General features: G+C 62.1%; 16 protein-coding genes. 7 read left to right on the top strand and 9 right to left on the bottom strand.

The genetic code is table 11. The features are described from left to right. Positions 1 to 116: 116 nt before the first annotated feature. The 3 genes from PWM43_RS09560 to PWM43_RS09550 are packed head-to-tail and all read right to left on the bottom strand — an operon-like array spanning position 117 to position 4444. Positions 117 to 671 carry a DUF4186 domain-containing protein gene (locus PWM43_RS09560; RefSeq protein ID WP_289842261.1) on the bottom strand — a complete coding sequence of 185 codons (555 nt, stop codon included), beginning with the start codon at positions 669 to 671 and terminating at the stop codon, positions 117 to 119. Between the two features lie 36 nt (positions 672 to 707). Then, a complete protein-coding gene (locus PWM43_RS09555) occupies positions 708 to 2138 on the bottom strand; it encodes a c-type cytochrome (RefSeq protein ID WP_289843870.1) in 1431 nt (476 codons plus the stop codon). Between the two features lie 59 nt (positions 2139 to 2197). Next, the gene (locus PWM43_RS09550; RefSeq protein ID WP_289842259.1) at positions 2198 to 4444 is read right to left on the bottom strand and encodes a PQQ-dependent dehydrogenase, methanol/ethanol family; all 2247 of its coding nucleotides are present in this window, start codon (positions 4442 to 4444) and stop codon (positions 2198 to 2200) included. A 673-nt stretch (positions 4445 to 5117) separates the two neighbouring features. Here PWM43_RS09550 and cysG point away from each other — a divergent pair. The 7 genes from cysG (at position 5118) to PWM43_RS09515 (ending at position 12544) form a co-directional block, all read left to right on the top strand. Next, positions 5118 to 6515, top strand: a complete 1398-nt coding sequence (cysG, locus tag PWM43_RS09545) for a siroheme synthase CysG (RefSeq protein WP_289842258.1) — start codon at positions 5118 to 5120, stop codon at positions 6513 to 6515. Positions 6516 to 6604: 89 nt separating this feature from the next. Further along, positions 6605 to 7342 carry a phosphoadenylyl-sulfate reductase gene (locus tag PWM43_RS09540; protein WP_289842257.1) on the top strand — a complete coding sequence of 246 codons (738 nt, stop codon included), beginning with the start codon at positions 6605 to 6607 and terminating at the stop codon, positions 7340 to 7342. 144 nt (positions 7343 to 7486) lie between these two features. Next, entirely contained in the window at positions 7487 to 8281 is a 795-nt protein-coding gene (gene cysD, locus PWM43_RS09535; RefSeq protein ID WP_289842282.1) for a sulfate adenylyltransferase subunit CysD, read from the top strand. Between the two features lie 13 nt (positions 8282 to 8294). Beyond that, complete coding sequence (gene cysC, locus PWM43_RS09530) at positions 8295 to 10175, top strand: adenylyl-sulfate kinase (RefSeq protein ID WP_289842256.1); 1881 nt, start codon at positions 8295 to 8297, stop codon at positions 10173 to 10175. Then, positions 10172 to 10483 carry a DUF2849 domain-containing protein gene (locus PWM43_RS09525; RefSeq protein WP_289842255.1) on the top strand — a complete coding sequence of 104 codons (312 nt, stop codon included), beginning with the start codon at positions 10172 to 10174 and terminating at the stop codon, positions 10481 to 10483. Before cysC ends, PWM43_RS09525 begins: the two co-directional genes overlap by 4 nt. Beyond that, positions 10480 to 12150, top strand: a complete 1671-nt coding sequence (locus PWM43_RS09520) for a nitrite/sulfite reductase (RefSeq protein WP_289842254.1) — start codon at positions 10480 to 10482, stop codon at positions 12148 to 12150. The genes PWM43_RS09525 and PWM43_RS09520 overlap by 4 nt, the downstream gene beginning before the upstream one ends. Continuing rightward, the gene (locus PWM43_RS09515) at positions 12137 to 12544 is read left to right on the top strand and encodes a DUF934 domain-containing protein (RefSeq protein ID WP_289842253.1); all 408 of its coding nucleotides are present in this window, start codon (positions 12137 to 12139) and stop codon (positions 12542 to 12544) included. Before PWM43_RS09520 ends, PWM43_RS09515 begins: the two co-directional genes overlap by 14 nt. A gap of 10 nt (positions 12545 to 12554) precedes the next feature. Here the strand turns inward: PWM43_RS09515 and PWM43_RS09510 are convergent, their stop codons facing one another. From PWM43_RS09510 to PWM43_RS09485, 6 genes are all read right to left on the bottom strand, one after another. Then, positions 12555 to 13526 (bottom strand): ABC transporter substrate-binding protein, encoded by a 972-nt coding sequence (locus PWM43_RS09510; RefSeq protein WP_289842252.1) that lies wholly within the window; start codon positions 13524 to 13526, stop codon positions 12555 to 12557. Between the two features lie 21 nt (positions 13527 to 13547). Continuing rightward, positions 13548 to 14345: an ABC transporter ATP-binding protein gene (locus tag PWM43_RS09505; protein WP_289842251.1), complete on the bottom strand. Its 798-nt coding sequence runs from the start codon at positions 14343 to 14345 to the stop codon at positions 13548 to 13550. A 14-nt stretch (positions 14346 to 14359) separates the two neighbouring features. Further along, complete coding sequence (locus PWM43_RS09500; RefSeq protein WP_289842250.1) at positions 14360 to 14551, bottom strand: hypothetical protein; 192 nt, start codon at positions 14549 to 14551, stop codon at positions 14360 to 14362. An 80-nt stretch (positions 14552 to 14631) separates the two neighbouring features. After that, entirely contained in the window at positions 14632 to 15633 is a 1002-nt protein-coding gene (locus PWM43_RS09495; RefSeq protein WP_289842249.1) for a FecCD family ABC transporter permease, read from the bottom strand. A gap of 7 nt (positions 15634 to 15640) precedes the next feature. After that, the gene (gene ade, locus PWM43_RS09490; RefSeq protein ID WP_289842248.1) at positions 15641 to 17338 is read right to left on the bottom strand and encodes an adenine deaminase; all 1698 of its coding nucleotides are present in this window, start codon (positions 17336 to 17338) and stop codon (positions 15641 to 15643) included. 109 nt (positions 17339 to 17447) lie between these two features. Beyond that, positions 17448 to 18704, bottom strand: coding sequence for a cation:proton antiporter (locus PWM43_RS09485; RefSeq protein WP_289842247.1), 1257 nt, complete (start codon positions 18702 to 18704; stop codon positions 17448 to 17450). Positions 18705 to 19016 lie beyond the last annotated feature (312 nt).

Raw genomic sequence — 19016 nt, 5'->3', positions numbered from 1 at the left:
TCAGAAAACCCAAGAACCAAACACTCAAACCGCGTCGGTGAGCGGCCTTCTAAGCGACACAACACATCACGTCAATAAGAAAAATGAAAAACTTCAGTGACAGATCCAAAAAACCTTCATTGACTGCTGAACTCTTGGAAAAGCTCACTCTGCGCGGCAGCGTCTCGCCACTCGAGATTCGCCCTGCGAGCTTCGGCAACAAGCCATACGTGCAGAACGGCTAGAATGTTGTTTCGCTCGTCCTCGCCAAGCGCGATTCCCTTCTCGTAACCGTGCCATTTTTTGAGACAGGAGCGGCAACACGCACCGGTTGCATGCTGAGCAATGAAAGCCGGATGCCCCTTCAGGGGCGTCTGACGGCCATCACGGGCGGGTAGGGCCGGCGCCAGCCGTGCTTTGATAAATTCCGCGGCATGCGCCAGAACAGCATCCATCCCCTTCTCTGAAAGATATGAGAGTTCGTAGCGGCCAAGATGAAAACTTGCTCGGAAACGAGATTTTGCCAGGCGCTCCAACAACATGTTTGGATCGTTGCCAGCCGGATCATTCATCTGGTTCCTCCCTTCACACCGGGCATACAAAACCAGAAAACTCTGAAAACCCGTGTCTTTCAAATACCCATAACGAAAAAAGGCCGCAGCTTCCGCTGCGGCCTTTTCCAAACTTTCCATAGCTGGTCTTCGGGAAGACCAACCAGGCACCAGACTTTACTGGGCTTCGTCGACACCTGCATGCGTCTCAGGCGAGAACGTCCAGCCTGCACCATAAGGCTGCGGCGCCTGATGGGCAAAGCCTGTCATGCTGACCTGCCAGGCCGCTGAACCAAGCGCCGAGCCTTCCGTCCGCAGTTTCTGCACTTCAGCAGCCGACACATTGCCATGCGCCTGGTTGCTCCATGCCGTGCGGATGAAATTCGTGACATCCGCAATTTCCTGATCCGAAAGCTTGTGGGCACTATGACCATAAGCGGGCATCGCGACAGACGATGGGGCCAGATTTGTCGGCGGCAGGACGCCACCATTGACGATCACGTTGACCAAAGACGTCGCGTTGTCGGAGACAATCACAGGATTGGCGTCCATCGGCGGGAACATTCTGTTCACACCCGTGCCGTCAACCGCGTGACAGATCGCACACTCTTTCAGATAAACATCGGCACCCGCGTTACCCTGCGTTTTACCCGATGCCAGCATTTCAGTCGTCGGGCGCGGATCCTTGGACGCGGTTGCCGTCACAGGAACTTCCGGCAGCGACTTCAGATATTTCGCTGTCGCCCGCAGATCGGCGTCGGTCCAGTACTGGGTGCTCCAGCCCACGACGTCCGCCATGCCGCCAAACACGGCCGCATGGTCCGTGCGACCGGATTTCAGGAACGTAACCAGATCGTCTTCCGACCACTTGCCGAGACCCTGGATTGGATCGCTACGCAGACTCGGAGCCACCCAGTTGTCAATTGGCGCGCCGCCGGCAAGGAAGGCTTCGCCACCTTTACCATCGAGCGCTTTTTCCTGCATTCCAAGGCCGCGAGGCGTATGACATGCACCGCAATGTCCAGGGCCGGTGACCAGATATTCGCCACGAGCGACACCGTCAGAACCCTCTGGAACGTTCATCGGATTCGCGCTTGGCGCATACATCGCACGCCATATACGAAGCGGCCAGCGCATGGACATCGGCCAGGGTATGGTCGATGCCTTGTTCGCCGAATGAACGGGCGCAACGCCGTTCATGAAGTAGGCATAGAGCGCCTTGATATCGGCATCCGACATACGGGCAAACGAAGGATACGGCATCGCCGGATACATCGTCGAACCGTCCCTGCGAACGCCCTCACGCAACGCGCGTGTAAACTCTTCCAACGTGTAGTTACCAATGCCGGTGTCTTTATCCGGCGTGATATTGGTCGAGTAGATCGCCCCGATCGGGGTACCAATCTTCAGACCACCACCGTATTTGGCACCGTGCAGGGCCGTGTGACACGCCACACAGTCACCCAGCCGCGAGACGTATTCACCACGGCTGATCAGATCAGCATCGGCAGCTCCGGCATCCTGCGCGGATGCCGTCCCGACGGACAGTAATCCCGTCGAGAGAGAGAGCAGAGCCGCAAAAGCGGCGACTTTCATCTTCTTTTTCATGTTACTCACCGGTCAGCTACGTTTCGATCCAAGAACTGAGACTTGCTCGGTCACGGGCCTCACGGCTGCCCCCCATTGAGGAACGAGTCGGTGGGAACGCCCTGCGCGTTGTCACGAGCCTTCACTTCCGAATCGTAGCTTTCGCCGGCACGCTGGATCAGGAACTGACGAATGTGCTCGATCTGCTCGGGATTCATCGACTTGTCGAAGCGATCCATGCCGTAAGCCGTCAGCGCACCACGTCCCACGAGATTGTAGAACTTGTCCTGGCCACGGATGGCACCAGACCAGCGCAGATCCGGAAGCACACCGCCCGAAATGGCATTATCGCCATGGCAGGCCGCGCAATAGGTCTGGAACTGGAAGTATCCGTCCGCAAGCGACTCCGTGTTGGCCTTGGCCGACTGCTCAGGCGGCTTGACCGGCACGAACCCGCGATCGTTCTGCGCCGGCAGCGAATCCTTGCCATCCAGCGACAGCGCGATGATGCGCGAATGATTGACCGTCCAGCCCGAGGTGCGCGCGGCGCCGCCGAGGAAGAACGGATAAATGCCGCCCCAGCCGACTTCAACCGCGACATACTGCTTGCCCTGAGCCGTATAGGTCACAGGAGGAGCGATGATCGCGCTCTGTGCCGGGAAGGTATAAAGATCCTTGCCGGTTGACGCATCATAAGCATGGAATTCGCCGTTCGCGAGACCCTGGAAGATCAGCCCGCCAGCCGTCGTCAGGATACCGCCATTCCACGGACCCTTGTGATCCACGATAAACGCGGGTGCCTGCTTCTTCGGATCCCAGGCAATGATCCACCCCTTGAGGTCGGAGAAGAACTTCTTCTTCGCCGCCACGTGCTCGGGCGTATTGTCGTCCAGAAGGCCGATCGTGCGCATGTCGAGGCCGAGATTCCAGCTATCCGGATGCGCCTTGAAGCCGCCCTTCTGCTGGTCGTACAGGAACGGAACCTGCTGGCCCGGTATGTACACATAACCGGTCTGCGGGCTGTAAGACATGGCCGCGAAGTTGTGGCCGCCGAGATCGCCCGGAATGCCATACCAGGGCTTGCCATTCAGCGTCCAAAGCGCTTCAGGATTGTAGTTCGGACGACCGGTTTTCGGGTCCAGGCCATTCGCCCAGTTCTCGTAGACGTAGTTCTTGCCGGACAGGAACTCTCCGGTCTTGGCGTCGAGAATGTAGAAGAAGCCGTTCTTCGGCGCATGAACGATCACATGACGGGTCTCGCCGTTGATCGGCATGTCGAGCGTCATGATCTGCTGAACCGAGGTGTAATCCCACTGGTCCATCGGCGTTTCCTGGAAATGCCAGACATATTCGCCGGTATCGGGCTTGATCGCCACGATGCTGCCCAGGAACAGGTTGTCACCCTTGCCGCCGGAACGGAACTTGTAGTTCCAGGGCGAGCCATTGCCCACGCCGAGATAGATCAGATCCGTCACCGGATCGTAGTTGATCGAATCCCAGACGGTACCGCCACCGCCCTGCTGCTTCCACGCGCCGTCGCCCCAGGTCTGATAGGCCTTCGAGGTCAGGATCTTGTCGGAAGCGGCGCCATCAGGCTTGTTCTCGGGGTTCGGAACCGTGAAGAAGCGCCAGTCGAGCTTGCCGGTCTCGGCATCGAAAGCCGAGACGAAACCGCGCGCGCCGAATTCGGAACCGCCATTGCCGATAATCACGCGTCCCTTGACGACACGCGGCGCGATATCGATCGTGTAGGACCGCTGGTGACCGAGCTGGGCTTCCTTCGGAATCGTGTAGACGCTCCAGACAAGCTTGCCCGTCTTGGCATCAAGAGCGATCAGGCGGCCATCGAATGTGCCGATGAAAACCTTGCCGTTCCAGTATCCGATACCACGACTGACCGTGTCGCAGCAGCCCTTGTCGGCGATGTTGCCGGGCACCTTGGGATCATAGGCCCACAGCAGCTTACCGGTCGCGCCGTCAAACGCCTTGATTTTTGACCAATTCGTCGAAGCATACACGACACCATCAACGACCAGCGGCGTGCCTTCCTGACCACGATTTGTGTCGAAATCATAATGCCAAGCCAGCTTCAGGTTGCCGACATTGCTCGTATTGATCTGATTCAGCGGGCTGAAACGCTGCTCGGAGTAGGTCCGTCCGTATGTCAGCCAGTCGCCTGCATGATCATCGGCATGAACAATGGCCTCGCCGGTGTCGGTCTGGGCAAAGCTCGGCGATGCAAAGGAAAATCCTGTTGTGACTGCTGCAAGGCATCCGCTCAAAAGCAGCAGCTTGGCGCGCGAGCGCCGGCTCGTATTCGATTTCATCGACCGTCTATCTCATCCCTACAAAACGATGGATGTGAGGGGAGGGCCAATTGAACCGGCAAGGACGAGCACGCCGTCTTTCCAGAATTGACCGTTACCCCGTCAATCCAAAATTCGTTGGCCCTAAGTGCCATCTTCGTCGCCATTCGTCCGATTACGATTTAGTGAGTAGTATGCAAAAAACGCATATCTAAGCCTTGAAAACCTCACAGCCTCTTGATGAATCTGATAAAAAAGTGATTCTAAATGAGAATGATTATCGTTATAATCCGGTAAGTTTCATGCTTTTAATCTGTCATAGCCATTTTCAAGGCAATTCTGGGATTCTGAGAACAGATCGACACCCAGTGTCTCACCCATGCGACGGTATGCATTCCGCGCATAACACCGCACGATTATTCTGACACACCGTGTCGCCGATCCAGCGAACCATCCGGACCATGGCGTCCAGCACCAAGACTTCGGTACGTTCTTTTCTCTTCAGCCCATATTAAATACCTGTCCGGTCCTGATTTCGACTGTGCCCGTCGAATCGATACGCTTGCAAAGCCTTGCTCCCGGACGCCACGTCAGGACACCATGACAGCCCTGCCGTTCCTACAGTCCCGATAACGTATTAAACGCCAACTGACGCACGGAAACGCGCCTCACAAACGGGACTGCCCTGAGAGCCATGGTGAACGACGACTTCTTCCTACCCATCGCCATCCGACTGGACGATGCCGCGGTCCTGGTGGTGGGCGGGGGCGAAATCGCCACGCATAAATTCCGCCTCCTCATAAGCCGGGCCGCTCGAATTACCGTTCTCGCCCCCACAGTCACGGAAGCCATTGCCGAACACGCCGACGGAAGCCGTGTGATCTGGATCAGGAGCGAAGCCACAGACGCCATGCTGACAGCCCATGTGTCGGACAAGCGGATCATTTTCGCCGCCACCGATGACGCTCTCACGAACCGCCGCGTGACCGCCGCCGCCCGCGCACGCAATATCCCGGTCTGCGCCGTCGATGATCCGGCTCCGTCCACCTTCATCACACCGGCCATTATAGACAGACGTCCGGTACAGATCGCTATCACGACGGGAGGCGCAGCCCCGGTCCTTGCGCGCCGATTGCGATTGGCCATCGAAACACTCCTGCCAGCCGGTCTCGGGCATCTGGCGCAATTCATGCGCCGCCAGCGATCGGATATGCGCGTCAGAATGCCAGACGTCGCGACCCGTCGACGGGTATGGGAGGCATTTCTCGACGGACCTGGTCAGGAAGCCGCACTGGCGGGTCTCGACAATGAAGCCCTTGAAGCGCTTCATGCCGCAACGGAAACGTCCGAGCGCGCCGGCGAGGTCTGGCTTGTCGGCGCCGGCCCCGGAGACCCGGACATGCTGACGCTGGGAGCCCTGCGCCTCATGCAGAACGCTGACAGCATCCTGTATGACCATTTGATTCCCGAGACGATTCTCGATCGCGTGCGCCGGGACGCCGAGCGCGTCTTCGTCGGCAAGAAACGCGGCCATCATGCGCTGCCCCAGAACGAAATCAACGCCGAGATGATCCGGCGCGCGAGAGCGGGCGAACGCGTACTGCGCCTCAAAGGGGGCGATCCGTTTATCTTCGGGCGCGGCGGCGAAGAAATGGAAGCCGCGATGGCCGCCGGACTCACGGTCCGCGTATTACCCGGCATCACCGCGGCCAGCGGTTGCGGAGCGATCGCCCGCATTCCACTGACCCATCGCGACCATGCGCGCAGTTGCATCTTCCTCACCGGTCACGCCCGTGCCGACGGCTTGCTCGATCTCGCATGGCCCGCGCTCGTGCGTCGCGACCAGACACTCGTGATCTACATGGGCCTAGCGCCCCTCCCCGAACTCTGCGCGCGTCTGATCGAACACGGCCTGCCACCGGACTGGCCCGCCGCCATCATAGAACACGGTACCCGCCCCGATCAGAAGGTCCATGTCGGCACGCTCGCGAACCTTGCGCACCTTGCGGCTACGCGAAACATCACAAGCCCGGCCCTGACGATCATCGGCAAAGTGGTCCTGCATCGCGGCGCGAATCAACACACGGACTGAATGCCCTATTTTACGATTTGTTTTTGTTGTATTGTTGTTTAAATATTTGCACTTTTAATGGGGTTTGTTTATTCACGCCCCGTCACCACATGATCCGGGCGACCAAACAAGCGCAGGTGGAAGCTTCCATGGCTCTCTCTTCCGATGAGCGTCGCCAGCTGGAAAGGCTGGACGCAACCGAACTGATGGGCGTCTCGCTGACTCTGTTGCGCGGTCGCATTGCGCTCGTCTCCTCTTTTGGTACGGAATCGGCCCTGCTTCTGGCGCTGGCCGCGGACGTCGATCCCACCGTTCCCGTCCTGTTTCTGGACACCGGACAACATTTTCCCGAAACGCTGGCCTATCGCGCGACACTCAGTGACCGCCTCGGTCTCAGCGACGTCCGCAGCATATCGCCCACCCCTGCCACCTTGGCGAGCCGCGACCCGACCGACCAGCTCTGGTATTACGATGCGGATGCATGCTGCGCTCTTCGAAAAGTGGAGCCGCTCGACAGCGTCCTGCCGCCTTTCGACGCCTGGATTTCGGGACGCAAACGCAGCCAGGCCTCCACACGCGCGGAGCTCCCACTGATCGAGGCGCAACCCGGTGGTCAGCTCAAGATCAATCCGCTCGCATCCTGGACGCCCCGCGCCATCGAGGATGAAATCACACGACGCGGTCTGCCCCGCCATCCCCTGATGGCGCAGGGTTACCTTTCCATCGGATGCGCACCCTGCACACGTCCGGTCGAGGCCGATGAAGACCCCCGCGCCGGACGCTGGGCGGGCATGCAGAAAACCGAATGCGGCATCCACAAGCCCCTGGCCGTGCCCACGAATGCCTGACACCCATGTGCCTGATGCCCTGTACCTCACGCCCTGTGCCTCACACCATGCACCGCGATCCAGACGGAACGCTGACCGAAAGCAGAAAATGCCATGACTGAACTGGCCGACAAACACGCTGCGGGCCTCATCGAACCCCGCCCCATGGACGATCTGGACCAGCTTGAGGCGCAGAGCATTTTCATCCTGCGCGAAGCCTACCGGAAGCTGCGTCCACTCGCGCTGCTCTGGTCGCTCGGCAAGGACAGCAACGTGATGGTCTGGCTGGCGCGCAAGGCGTTCATGGGACGCGTGCCTTTTCCGGTCATGCACGTCGATACGGAAAAGAAATTCCCTGAAATGTATGCGTTTCGCGACGAATACACGAAAAAATGGAACCTCGATCTCATTCTCGGCTATTGCCCGCCGGTCGAGGAGATCGACCCGTCGCTGCCTCCCGCCGCACGATCCGCCGCGCGCAAGACGGCCGGTCTGGCGAAGCTGATCGACGAGCGTCAATTCCGGGGCGTGATTGCGGGCATCCGCCGCGACGAACAGGCGACGCGCGCCAAGGAGCGCGTGTTCAGCCCGCGCGGCGCCGGGCATCGCTGGGACGTGCGCAACCAGCCTCCCGAGTTCTGGGACCAGTATGCGACGCCTTATGAAGACGGCATGCATATCCGCGTCCATCCGCTCCTCGCATGGCGCGAGATCGACATCTGGCGCTATATCGAGCGCGAGAACATCCCCCTCGTCGATCTCTATTTCGCCAAGGACGGCAGGCGCTACCGCTCGCTGGGCGACCGGGACATCACGAGCCCGGTCGAGAGCGAGGCCTCAACGGTCGCCGAAGTCATCGCCGAGCTGGAAACCAGCCGTACGTCCGAACGCGCCGGACGCGCCATGGACCACGAATCGGAGGATGCTTTCGAGCGCCTCCGCGTCGCCGGGTATCTGTAAGATGGGAGACATCATGAACGCCGCGCCCGATCACCACATCCCCATCGAAGCCCATCGCGTCGCCGCCACGCCCATCGTCATCGTCGGCCATGTCGATCACGGCAAGTCGTCGCTGATCGGGCGCCTGCTCCATGACACCGGCAGCCTTCAGGAAGGCAAGCTCGCACAGATCATCGAGAGCAGCCGCAAGCGTGGCCTGTCCGTCGAGTGGAGCTTCCTGCTCGACAGTCTGCAAATCGAGCGCGATCAGGGCGTCACCGTCGACTCCACACGCATCCCCTTCCGCCTGGGAGACCGCGAATTCGTTATCGTGGACGCGCCGGGTCACCGCCAGTTCCTGCGTAACATGATCACGGGCGCGGCCGACGCCGAAGCCGCCGTGCTCGTCGTGGACGCCCAGGAAGGGGCTCAGGAACAGACGCGCCGCCATGCTCTGCTGCTGCGTCTCATCGGCATCCGCCACGTCATCGTCCTGCTCAACAAGTCCGATCTTCTGGGCTTTGACGAAACCAAAATCCTCAAGGCTGAAGCGGATGTCCGCGCCCTGCTGGCGCGGCTCGAAATCCATGCCGAAACCATGATCCCGGCCTCGGCGCGCGACGGCGACAATATCGCCGAGCGCTCGGCGCGCGCGGCATGGTACAAAGGTCCGACCCTCGTCGAGGCGCTGGCCAATGTCCCGCCGCCCGCGCCGCGCACGGCCCTGGCTTTCCGCATGCCCGTGCAGGACGTCTATCGCTTCGACGACGTGCGCTATGTGGCTGGCCGCATCGAGCGCGGCACCATCCGCGTCGGCGACCAGATCGCCATCGGCGCGCAGAAGCAGATCGCAACCGTCGCCGAAGTGTGCCGCTGGCACGCACCGGAACGCCCGGTCGCGGGGGCGGGCGAGTCCATCGCACTGCGCCTCGAACCCGATCTCGTGCCCGATCGCGGCGACCTGCTTTTCCCCGCCCATGACTCCGCGAACGCGCCGGTCCGCGCCGCGCGCGTTCGCGCGCGACTGTTCTGGCTGCGCACCGAGCCGCTGCGCGTGGGCGAGAGCTTCACGCTGCGCATCGCCACGGCTGAATACGACGTCACCGTCGCGAGCATCGACGCCGTGGTCGATCTCGACGATCTGACGCTCAATCCGGGCGATCACGTCCAGCCGGACGGTTTTGCCGAAGTCACGCTCGCGGCATCGCACGCGATCCTGTTCGATCCGTTCGCCCCGGGCCTGTCCGGCGGCCGGGGCGTGCTCGTGGACCGCTTCCAGCGCATCGTCGGCGGCGCGCCGCTGATCGGAGCCGCCGAACTGCCGGACGGCGCCCATGCCATTCATCCCACCGCCAGCCATGTGGACGCCCAGGCCCATGCCAGGGCGCGCGGCCACAAGGCGGCCGTGTTCTGGCTGACGGGGCTGCCGGGCTCGGGCAAGAGCACCGTCGCGCGTCGGGCCGAAGCCGATCTCGCCGCGCGGGGCCTGAGTGCCACGGTTCTCGACGGCGATACGCTGCGCGCGGGCCTGTGCGCGGATCTGGGCTTCTCCCCCGAAGACCGACACGAAAACATCCGCCGCGCCTCGCATGTCGCGAAGATTCTCGCCGAAAGCGGACAGATCGTCATCGTGGCGCTCGTCTCTCCCCTGCGTGCGGACCGCGCGCTTGCGCGACAGATCGTGGGCGCGGACTTCCACGAGGTCTTCGTCGACACGCCGCTGGAGACCTGCGAATCCCGCGATCCCAAGGGTCTGTACGCCGCCGCGCGCGCAGGGCGCATCCCGCAGTTCACGGGCGTCACGGCGCCTTACGAAGCACCGGAAACTGCCGCCCTGCATCTGAGCGGCGAGGACGTGCAGGCCACCACGCAACGTCTGACATCTTTCGTCACCCGAACGGTTCTGCCGGAATGAAGCGTCCCACACGCCTTGGTGAAGGCCAGAAGCTGATTTTGACCGCCAATCGCCTGCTCGACGGACATATTGTCTGGCGGGATGCCGCCGGGCAGTGGCGTCCCTCGATCACGCACGCGGCGCAGCTCGACACGGACACCGCGCAGACCGCGCTCGAAACGCTCGACGCCCAGAAAGAGGGTGTCGTCGGCGTGTACGAAGTCGCGGTCCATCCGGGAATTCCCCCCAGCCCCGTCAGCGTACGTGAACGCATCCGGGCTTTCGGCCCGACCGTGCATCCTGAATTCGCAACGGAACTCGAGCCATGAACGCGCCGATCGGTCACTATCAGTATGATTCCGTCGATCGCGACTTTCTGGCGGCCCGCATCGACGAATTCGCGGATCAGGTGGCCCGTCGGATCGACGGCGCGCTGACCGAAGACGAGTTCAAGCCGTTCCGCCTGATGAACGGCCTGTATCTCCAGCTTCATGCCTATATGCTGCGCGTGGCCATTCCCTACGGAACGCTCGACAGCCGCCAGATGCGGATGCTGGCCGAAATCGCCCGGACCTATGACCGCGACTACGGTCATTTCACGACGCGGCAGAATATCCAGTTCAACTGGATCCGCCTCGAGGACACGCCCGAGATCCTGCGCCGCCTCGCCAGCGTGGACATGCACGCCATCCAGACAAGCGGGAACTGCATCCGCAACGTCACCTCCGATCAGTTCGCGGGCGCTTCCGCCGACGAACTCGTCGATCCGCGCGTCCATGCGGAGATCCTGCGCCAGTGGTCGACGCTGCACCCGGAATTCACTTTCCTGCCGCGCAAGTTCAAGCTCGCGGTCTCGGGGAGCCCCGAAGACCGCGTCGCCGCGCGCTTCCATGACGTTGGCGTCATCGCCCGACCGGGGCCGGATGGAACGCTGTTTCGCATTTTCGTGGGCGGCGGCATGGGACGCACACCGGCCGTCGGCAAGGAAATCTTCGATTCCGTCCGCGAGGAAGACCTCCTCGCCACACTCGAAGCGATCCTGCGCGTCTATAACGCGCATGGCCGACGCGACAACATCTACAAGGCCCGCATCAAGATTCTCGTCGAGGCGCTGGGCATCGACGCCTATCGCGAGGCGGTCCTCGCCGAACTCGCGCAGATGGACATGGCGCTCTACCGCCTGACCCCGGACATGGTCGCGGCCATCCGCGCGCGCTTCGCCGCGCCGGACCTCACGGCGCCGCCGGATGCCACCGCCACGTTTGAGGCGGATCGCGCGCGTCACCCGGCCTTCGACCGCTGGACGCGCAGCAACACGCATCCCCATCGCGCGCCGGGTTATATTTCCGTCACCGTTTCGCTCAAGCCCGCGGGCGGCATTCCGGGCGACGCGACATCCAGCCAGATCGACGGACTGGCCGATCTCGCCGACTCCTATTCGTTTGGCGAACTGCGCATCACCCATATGCAGAACGTTGTACTGGCGCATGTGCGGCAGGATCGCCTGTTCGACCTGTTTCAGGCGCTGGACGAACTCGGCCTCGCCACACCCAATGTCGGGCTGGTCAGCGACATCATCGCCTGCCCTGGCCTCGATTACTGCGCGCTGGCGAATTCACGCTCGATCCCCATCGCCCAGAAGCTCTCGGCGCGTTTCGGCGACCCGACGCTTCAGGAGGAAGTCGGCAGGCTGCGCATCAACATCTCCGGCTGCATCAATGCCTGCGGCCATCACCATGCCGGTCATATCGGCCTGCTGGGGGTGGACAAGCGCGGCGAGGAGTTCTTCCAGATCACGCTCGGGGGGCGGTCCGACAACAACGCGGCCATTGGTGAAATCCTGGGGCCGGCGCTTCCCGAAGACGATACGGTGGACGCGATCGCGCGCATCGTGGACCGCTATCTCTCGATCCGCGAACTGGGCGAGACGTTCCTTGACACCCTCTCGCGTCTGGGTGACGCGCCCTTCAGGGAGGCCGCTTATGAAACGGCTTGAACTGAGCACGCGCGCCGCAAGCACGGTCGATGCCGTGCCGTTCGCGGAACTCGCCGAGCACCCCAGGGCGCGCGGCGTGGTGCTGACGTCGGACATCGCATGGGACGCCCTGAAACCTTACCTTGCGCGCCTGGACCTCATCGTCCTCACCTTCCCGATCTTTCGTGATGGTCGCGGCTTCACCCAGGCGCGCGCCCTGCGGGAATATGGCCGGTTCACGGGAGAAATCCGGGCCGAAGGCCACGTCCTGCCGGATCAGGCCAACCATCTGCGCCGCTGCGGCGTGGATGGCGTGATGCTCGGCGAGAACGCCGATGACGCGCCGTGGCACCGGGAATTACGGCGTTTCTCGACCGTCTATCAGCGCGCGATCGGCGACGTGACCCCGCCCTGAACGAGACCTTTCATCCCGGAGGCTGGGCGTCCAGAATACGCCCGGCATCCTCTTCGCTGAGCCTGATGTCGTAGAATCGGGCATAAAACGCCCGGATGCGCGCCATCATCGCCGGGCGATCGACACCCTTCCCCGAAATGATGCCGCGCGCCCACTGAAGCTGAAGCAGAAGCTCCGGTCCGTAGCGATCCCATGCGAAGACGCCTTCCGGGTTCCGGTACACATGTCCCGCCTGCACGGCGGCGACCTGCCGCCATAACGGATCGTTTTTCAACGGCGCGATGTCGCCGGCATGAGCCCCCACGATGATGATGTCGGGATTCCATGCGATCACCTGTTCGATCGTCACCGGCTGCATATTGCCATGCACGTTTTGCGCCGCCATCCGGCCGCCCGCCGCGCGTATCCATTCATCGATGATCGTCCCGTCCCCGTCGACCTTCAGGGGCGTGAGAGACTGGATATGCAGTACGCGTGGAGGCGCGCGCCCTTCGAGAGACGGGGATTTCGCCAGTTCGATTTTGAGCGCGCCGACATAATCCTGCGCGCGCGCCTGAGCCAGCGGATCTTCCAGCAATGCCGCGGTCGATGTCACGCAGTCCATGAGACCCTGAAAGGTGCTGAATCCTTCTTCGACGGCCTTCACCCCCGCCGCGCGCAGCGCGGTCGCGGAATGGGTGCTTTGCATGACGAAAACCAGATCCGCCTTCAGGCGGAGCATTTCTTCGGCATTCATCATCGGCACGTCGAGAAGTGTCGCATCGTTCAGTCGCGGCACGAGCCGGAACATCCAGGGCACACGCTTCGGACTATCGACCGTCGCCACGATCCGGTCCGTCGCGCCGAGCAGGATCAGCGTCGCGTTATGGGCGTACCAGCCTTCCACGATGCGTTGTGGAGGCGTGGCTCGCGCCATCGGGGGCGTCAGAGCCGAGAGAAGTCCTGTCAGGAGAAATCCTGACAGCGGAGCTTTGTAGCGCATCGTCCTGTCCCGTTCCCGCGATCACGCGTCCGGATATCCGTCTGAAGACGTCTCCCGACTGTGAAAAAACCGGTGGTGACCATGATCGATCTGCGCGAGAGGAACAGCATAAAGTGCCGACATCACGCTTTCGTGAATAATCGCGTCGGGGCGTCCGTCCGCGAGAATGTCGCCCTCTTTCAGCACGGCCACGCGATCGGCACGCGTATAAAGCTCCTCCGGGTGATGAGAGGTCAGGAGGATCGTTCGCCCCTCATCGGCCAGACGACGCAACAGATCGAGCAGCCGGATCTGATGGCCGTAATCGAGACCGTTCGTCGGCTCGTCGAGCACCAGAGCAGGCGTCTCCTGCGCCAGCGCGCGCGCGAGCATGACGCGCTGGCGCTCTCCCCCGGAAAGTTCCGCGCAGGGCCGGTCCGCCAAAGGCTGGAGCGCCAGCCGGGTCAGGGCCCGATCGACAGCATCCCGGTCCGCTCCCGCGCTGAACCGCCCCTCTCTCGGATGCGGCGCGCGACCCAGCGTCACCATTTCCCGCACCGTAAAGGGCAGTTCGACATCAAACGCCTGCGGTACATAGGCGATGCGAGATGCGATCTCACGTCGGCGCCAGTCCTGGAGATCCACACCGTCCAGAAGGATCTGTCCTGAGGAGGGTCTGAGAAGTCCCAGAAGAAGGCGCAGGAAAGTGCTTTTTCCGGCGCCGTTGATGCCGAGAAGCCCGACCATCTCTCCGCCACGCAGATGGAAATCAATCCCTTTCAGGACTGATCTCCCGCCGCGAACGAAGTTCAGGTCGCGGGCTTCGAGGGAGAATTTCATGCTCTTCGCGCGCCTTAGACGGCGCGCCAGTGTCCGGGCATGGCTTTGTCATTCAGGTGGCGCTCTTTCGTTGCCCAGACGATGGCTTCATGCTGGGTCCTGAACGTGGCCCGCACATGATCCTTGTGATCCTCGACCACGAAAACCTCGATGGCTTCGCCGTCCCTGCGCCCTTTCGGACGGGGCTCGATATAAACCTGTGCCATGCGTCTCTCCTTTTAAACCGGCCCTTCAGGGTGCGCCATCATGCATGCCAAACACAATTGTCGGGCGACCGAAATCGTCTTCACTCCGCTTCACGGCGCCAGCCCACGCCGCGAAGCACGAAAATGAAGGCGGTGGCGCCGAACAGCTCCGTAATCATGCCCAGCGGGATTTCGCCCGGCGTCAGGATGCGCGCGCAGCTATCCGCCAGAACCACTCCGATCGCCCCGAGGAGAACGCAAAGCGGCATCATGCGGGCATGAGGCGCGCCCACGAGCAGCCTCGCCAGATGCGGCATCAGCAACGCGACCCAGCCGATGATGCCCGCGATCGAGACCGTCAGCGCCGCCGCGAGCGTCGCGAGGCCGATGATGGCCAGTCGCCATGCGGTGACCGAAAGCCCGAGGCTGCGGGCCTCGTCATCATGGAGGGACAGAAGATCGAGCGTGTGGCAGAGAACCAGCAACGCGCCGGTCGCAACGATCAGCAGCGGCGCCGTCCAGCCCAGCGTGCCCCACCCGATCTGCGACAGGCTGCCCATGAGCCAGTAAATGATGGCGGGCAACTGATCCTGAGGATCGGCGATGTATTTCAGCATGGAAACAGCCGCCGTGAACAACGCATTGACGATCAGCCCGCCCAGCACGAGCCCGAGAAGTCCGCGCCCGCCCAGTTGCCGGGCCACGGCCAGCGCGCCCCCCATGGCGAGCAGACCGCCGCAGAAGGCACCGACCTGAATCCCGGCGACGCCTGCCCCCAGCAGGATCGACAAGGCTGCTCCGAATGCGGCCCCGCTCAGCACGCCCAGAAGGTCCGGGGCCACCAGAGGATTGCGGAACACGGCCTGACAGGCTCCGCCGCTGGCCGACAGACCCGCGCCGAGCAGGGCCGCCGCGAGAATGCGCGGCAGCCGGGCGTGCCAGACAATGGCCTGCGCCATCGGCGAGCCGTCGCCTGCGAGCGCATGGAGCACTTCGAGCGGCGACAACGCATAACGGCCCGCCCCGAGCGCCATCACCAGCACGACGGGCAGCATGGCCATGGCGCTACCCAGCACCCAGCGATGATAACGCGCTCTCGACACGAACCGGTCAGACCAGCGTCATGGTCGTGACGTCGATCATGCCGCGATCGGTGATCTTCAGATAGGGAATGACCGGCAGGGGCAGGAAGGCAAGTTGCAGGAACGGCTCTTCCAGCGTGCCACCCAGGGTGCGTGCGGCATCGCGCAGGGCAGAAAGCTGGTCGCGTACGGTTTCAAAGGGTGCATCGCTCATAAGCCCCGCCACCGGGAGCGGCATTTCCGCGACGATGTCTCCATCACGCGCAGCCACGAAACCGCCTCCGAGCGCGCCCAGCCGGTTGACCGCAAGGGCCATGTCCGCGTCGTTCGTGCCGACGACGCAGATATTATGGCTGTCATGCCCCACTGACGAGGCGAGCGCCCCTGCCTTCAGACCGAAGCCACGCACGAAACCACGCCCGATATGGTCGTTGACACCATGACGCGCGACGACGCAGACCTTCAGAAGATCGCGCGCCGGATCCGCCACGACGACGTCATCGACAACCGGCAGGTCGTGACGCTCGAACTTCGTGATGATCTGCCCCGGGATCACGCCGATGACCGGCTGTCCGATCCCGTCACCGGGAATCGCCATGTCGGCCCGCGTCATGGCGCGCGGCAGATGGATGCTGCTCAAACCCACGGGCGGCACCGTTTCACGGGCGGCGAACAGCGCACCGTCGACGAGCCGTCCGGCGCTGACGACATCGGAAACCGCACAGCGCTCCAGATCGTCCAGCAGCACGATATCCGCGCGACGTCCGGGCGCGATCATCCCCCGATCCCGCAGACCGAAAGCCTGGGCCGCCGAAAGCGAGGCGGCGCGATAGGCGGCCAGGGGCGCGACGCCCTGAGCGATCGCACTGCGGATCATGAAATCGATATGCCCTTCATGGGCGATTTCGAGCGGGTTGCGATCATCGGTGCAGAACGCGAAAAACGGCGACGTTTCGGGCGTCAGCAGCGGCACGAGCGTCTTGAGATCCTTGCAGACCGAGCCTTCGCGGATCAGTACGGTCATCCCCTTGCGGATTTTTTCAAGCGCTTCGTCCGCCGCCGTCGCCTCATGGTCGGTCGTAATGCCACCGGCGAGGTAGCCGTTGAGCGCCCTGTCCCGCAGAAGCGGGGCGTGCCCGTCGATATGGCCGCCATGAAAGGCGGACAGCTTTTCCAGGCACACGGGATCTTCACCCAGAACGCCCGGAAAATTCATGAATTCGGCCAGCCCGATCACCTTGGGATGATCGCGGTAAGGCAGCAGGTCCGCGGCATTCAGCGACGCGCCGGATGTCTCCATGGGCGTGGCCGGAACGCAGCTTGAAAGATTGACACGCAGATCCATGACGGTCCGCGTCGCGCAGGCCAGAAAGTAGTCGAAAGCCGCTGTGCCGAGGACATTGGCCATCTCGTGCGGATCGCAAATGGCCGTCGTTACGCCATGCGGAAGCACGCAGCGGTCGAACTCGAACGGCGTGACGAGCGACGACTCGACGTGCAGATGCGTGTCGATGAACCCCGGCACCGCGATGCGACCCCGCCCCTCGATCACGCGCTGGCCCGTATAGCGCGCGCAGGTTCCGACGATCGTGTCATCGCAGATCGCGATATCCGTCTCGATCAGGACACCGGTCACAAGATCGAACAATCGCACGTCCCGGATGACAAGATCGGCGGGTTCAAGCCCCTGTCCCTGCCTGATCCGTCGGGCGATCTTCTCTCTCATGTTCTTTCCTTTCCAGCCGCGCGGGCCAGACTACCGTGTCCGCACCTCCGGCGAAAAGAGCAAGCCTGACGTCCGGACGGCAGGCCGTCCTTAACACGCTCGCAGCGCTCTATTCGACCGTCACCGCGTTCACCGAAGGCTCCGCAACCGGGCGGACGAACGTTGCGCGCGGAGCCACCAGCTTGAATAGAGGCCCGGTCAGCACGGTGGAAAGCACGGCGAGCACCATAAGCGACGCGAATGCGAATTCGGAAATCATCCCCTGGCCGTGGAGAATGGTGGCGGCGACGATTTCCATCAGCCCTTTGCACTGCAGCAGAGACCCTACGCCAAGGGCCTGACGGTGACTGAGACCGGGTGCGGGGGGATAGAAATAGACGACCGCAATTTTCGAGACGATGGATACGCCCGCAAGGGAAAGCGACGCGACGACCGAAGGCCAGGTCAGGGCATCGCCGTCGATACGCAGTCCACTATGACCGAAGAACATCGGCGCCAGCCAAATCAAGGCGAACGTGCCAATCCACTCCACCGGCAGACGGCGAACCCAGCTTGGCGGCATGATGGCACCCGCGAAATAGGCGCCGATCAGTTCATGAAGCCCGAGTTGCATGCTCGCCCAGGAGCCCGCCGCCAGATAAACGGGCACGGCGAGCCAGACTACCACCAACGGAGGATGCCGGAAATGGCGTGATGCCCAGCGCCCGGCCAGTGCCAGGCCGACGAGCAACGCGACGGCAAGAACCTCGAGGCCCGTCCAGCCATGCAGGGCGGCGGTGCCCTTGGCCGCGAATTGCAATGCGGCAAGCCCAATCCAGAGAGCGGCATCGTCTACGACAGCGAGCTTGAGAGCAAGCTGGCCAAGAGGGCGGCGAGCCGGATCAAGTTCACGCACGAGCCCGATGAGGACCGGCAGCGCACTGACGGCCACGCATAGACCGATCGAAGCCGCGGCTACCCAGGGTTTGGCGCGCGGCGCATGCCAACCATCGAGTGGCAGCAGAAATTCATAAGCAAAAAAGGAGCCGATCAGAAACGGCCCGAGCAACGCAACCGCTGCACTTCCCAGCAGACGCTGCACCGAAGACGGCGGCAGGGCATGACGCTCTTCATCACCTTCCGTGCCGAGCCACATTTCCAGTCCAGCAGTAAAAGCGAGAACGAGAACAGCAACCCATCCGACATCATTACCATATAGAGAAGGAATTCCGATATATCCGACCGGGATATGCCAGACCGCAATAAGTATACCTATGAGTATTGGCAAAACAACAATCGGAATCATACGCTGTAGAACGCGCCACAAAATCCATGGCAGAAAAACGAACACAGCAGCGTCTGCAATAAGACCCCCAATATTCGACATCAATAACCCCTTCCTGCCCTTAGGTGAGTGAAGATTAACTGACTGTAAGGCGTTTATGCAAATCTCATCTCCGCGGCCGCCGCCCCAATGCAAGATGGAACACACCCTCCACCCGGAAGTTGTGGGAAAAGAAACGCGACCAGCATGGGCGATGCGAGCGAGTCTCCGGTGTCGACACAATACGCATTAGCATCCGTTCCTGCCCTCCACTCCGGGCGTTCGTCAGCCCAGATCAGCGCGAACTCGCGAAACATCTTGTAACGGGCGTCTGTTTTTTTCAGGCGGCCATCGACAGCCTTTTCAGCGCGTCAC

It is taken from the genome of Brytella acorum (assembly GCF_029309905.1).
Classification (GTDB): domain Bacteria; phylum Pseudomonadota; class Alphaproteobacteria; order Acetobacterales; family Acetobacteraceae; genus Brytella; species Brytella acorum.
This window is presented reverse-complemented; position numbering and strand designations above follow the sequence as displayed.

Bases quoted from the DNA above. Each gene is read 5' to 3' on its own strand.
- PWM43_RS09500 (WP_289842250.1), bottom strand. From the start codon at position 14,551: ATGGCACAGGTTTATATCGAGCCCCGTCCGAAAGGGCGCAGGGACGGC.
- cysG (WP_289842258.1), top strand. From the start codon at position 5,118: ATGGTGAACGACGACTTCTTCCTACCCATCGCCATCCGACTGGACGAT.
- PWM43_RS09510 (WP_289842252.1), bottom strand. From the start codon at position 13,526: ATGCGCTACAAAGCTCCGCTGTCAGGATTTCTCCTGACAGGACTTCTC.
- PWM43_RS09540 (WP_289842257.1), top strand. From the start codon at position 6,605: ATGATCCGGGCGACCAAACAAGCGCAGGTGGAAGCTTCCATGGCTCTC.
- PWM43_RS09515 (WP_289842253.1), top strand. From the start codon at position 12,137: ATGAAACGGCTTGAACTGAGCACGCGCGCCGCAAGCACGGTCGATGCC.
- cysD (WP_289842282.1), top strand. From the start codon at position 7,487: ATGGACGATCTGGACCAGCTTGAGGCGCAGAGCATTTTCATCCTGCGC.
- PWM43_RS09555 (WP_289843870.1), bottom strand. From the start codon at position 2,138: ATGAAAAAGAAGATGAAAGTCGCCGCTTTTGCGGCTCTGCTCTCTCTC.
- PWM43_RS09525 (WP_289842255.1), top strand. From the start codon at position 10,172: ATGAAGCGTCCCACACGCCTTGGTGAAGGCCAGAAGCTGATTTTGACC.
- ade (WP_289842248.1), bottom strand. From the start codon at position 17,338: ATGAGAGAGAAGATCGCCCGACGGATCAGGCAGGGACAGGGGCTTGAA.
- PWM43_RS09550 (WP_289842259.1), bottom strand. From the start codon at position 4,444: ATGAAATCGAATACGAGCCGGCGCTCGCGCGCCAAGCTGCTGCTTTTG.
- cysC (WP_289842256.1), top strand. From the start codon at position 8,295: ATGAACGCCGCGCCCGATCACCACATCCCCATCGAAGCCCATCGCGTC.
- PWM43_RS09505 (WP_289842251.1), bottom strand. From the start codon at position 14,345: ATGAAATTCTCCCTCGAAGCCCGCGACCTGAACTTCGTTCGCGGCGGG.
- PWM43_RS09560 (WP_289842261.1), bottom strand. From the start codon at position 671: ATGGAAAGTTTGGAAAAGGCCGCAGCGGAAGCTGCGGCCTTTTTTCGT.
- PWM43_RS09485 (WP_289842247.1), bottom strand. From the start codon at position 18,704: ATGTCGAATATTGGGGGTCTTATTGCAGACGCTGCTGTGTTCGTTTTT.
- PWM43_RS09520 (WP_289842254.1), top strand. From the start codon at position 10,480: ATGAACGCGCCGATCGGTCACTATCAGTATGATTCCGTCGATCGCGAC.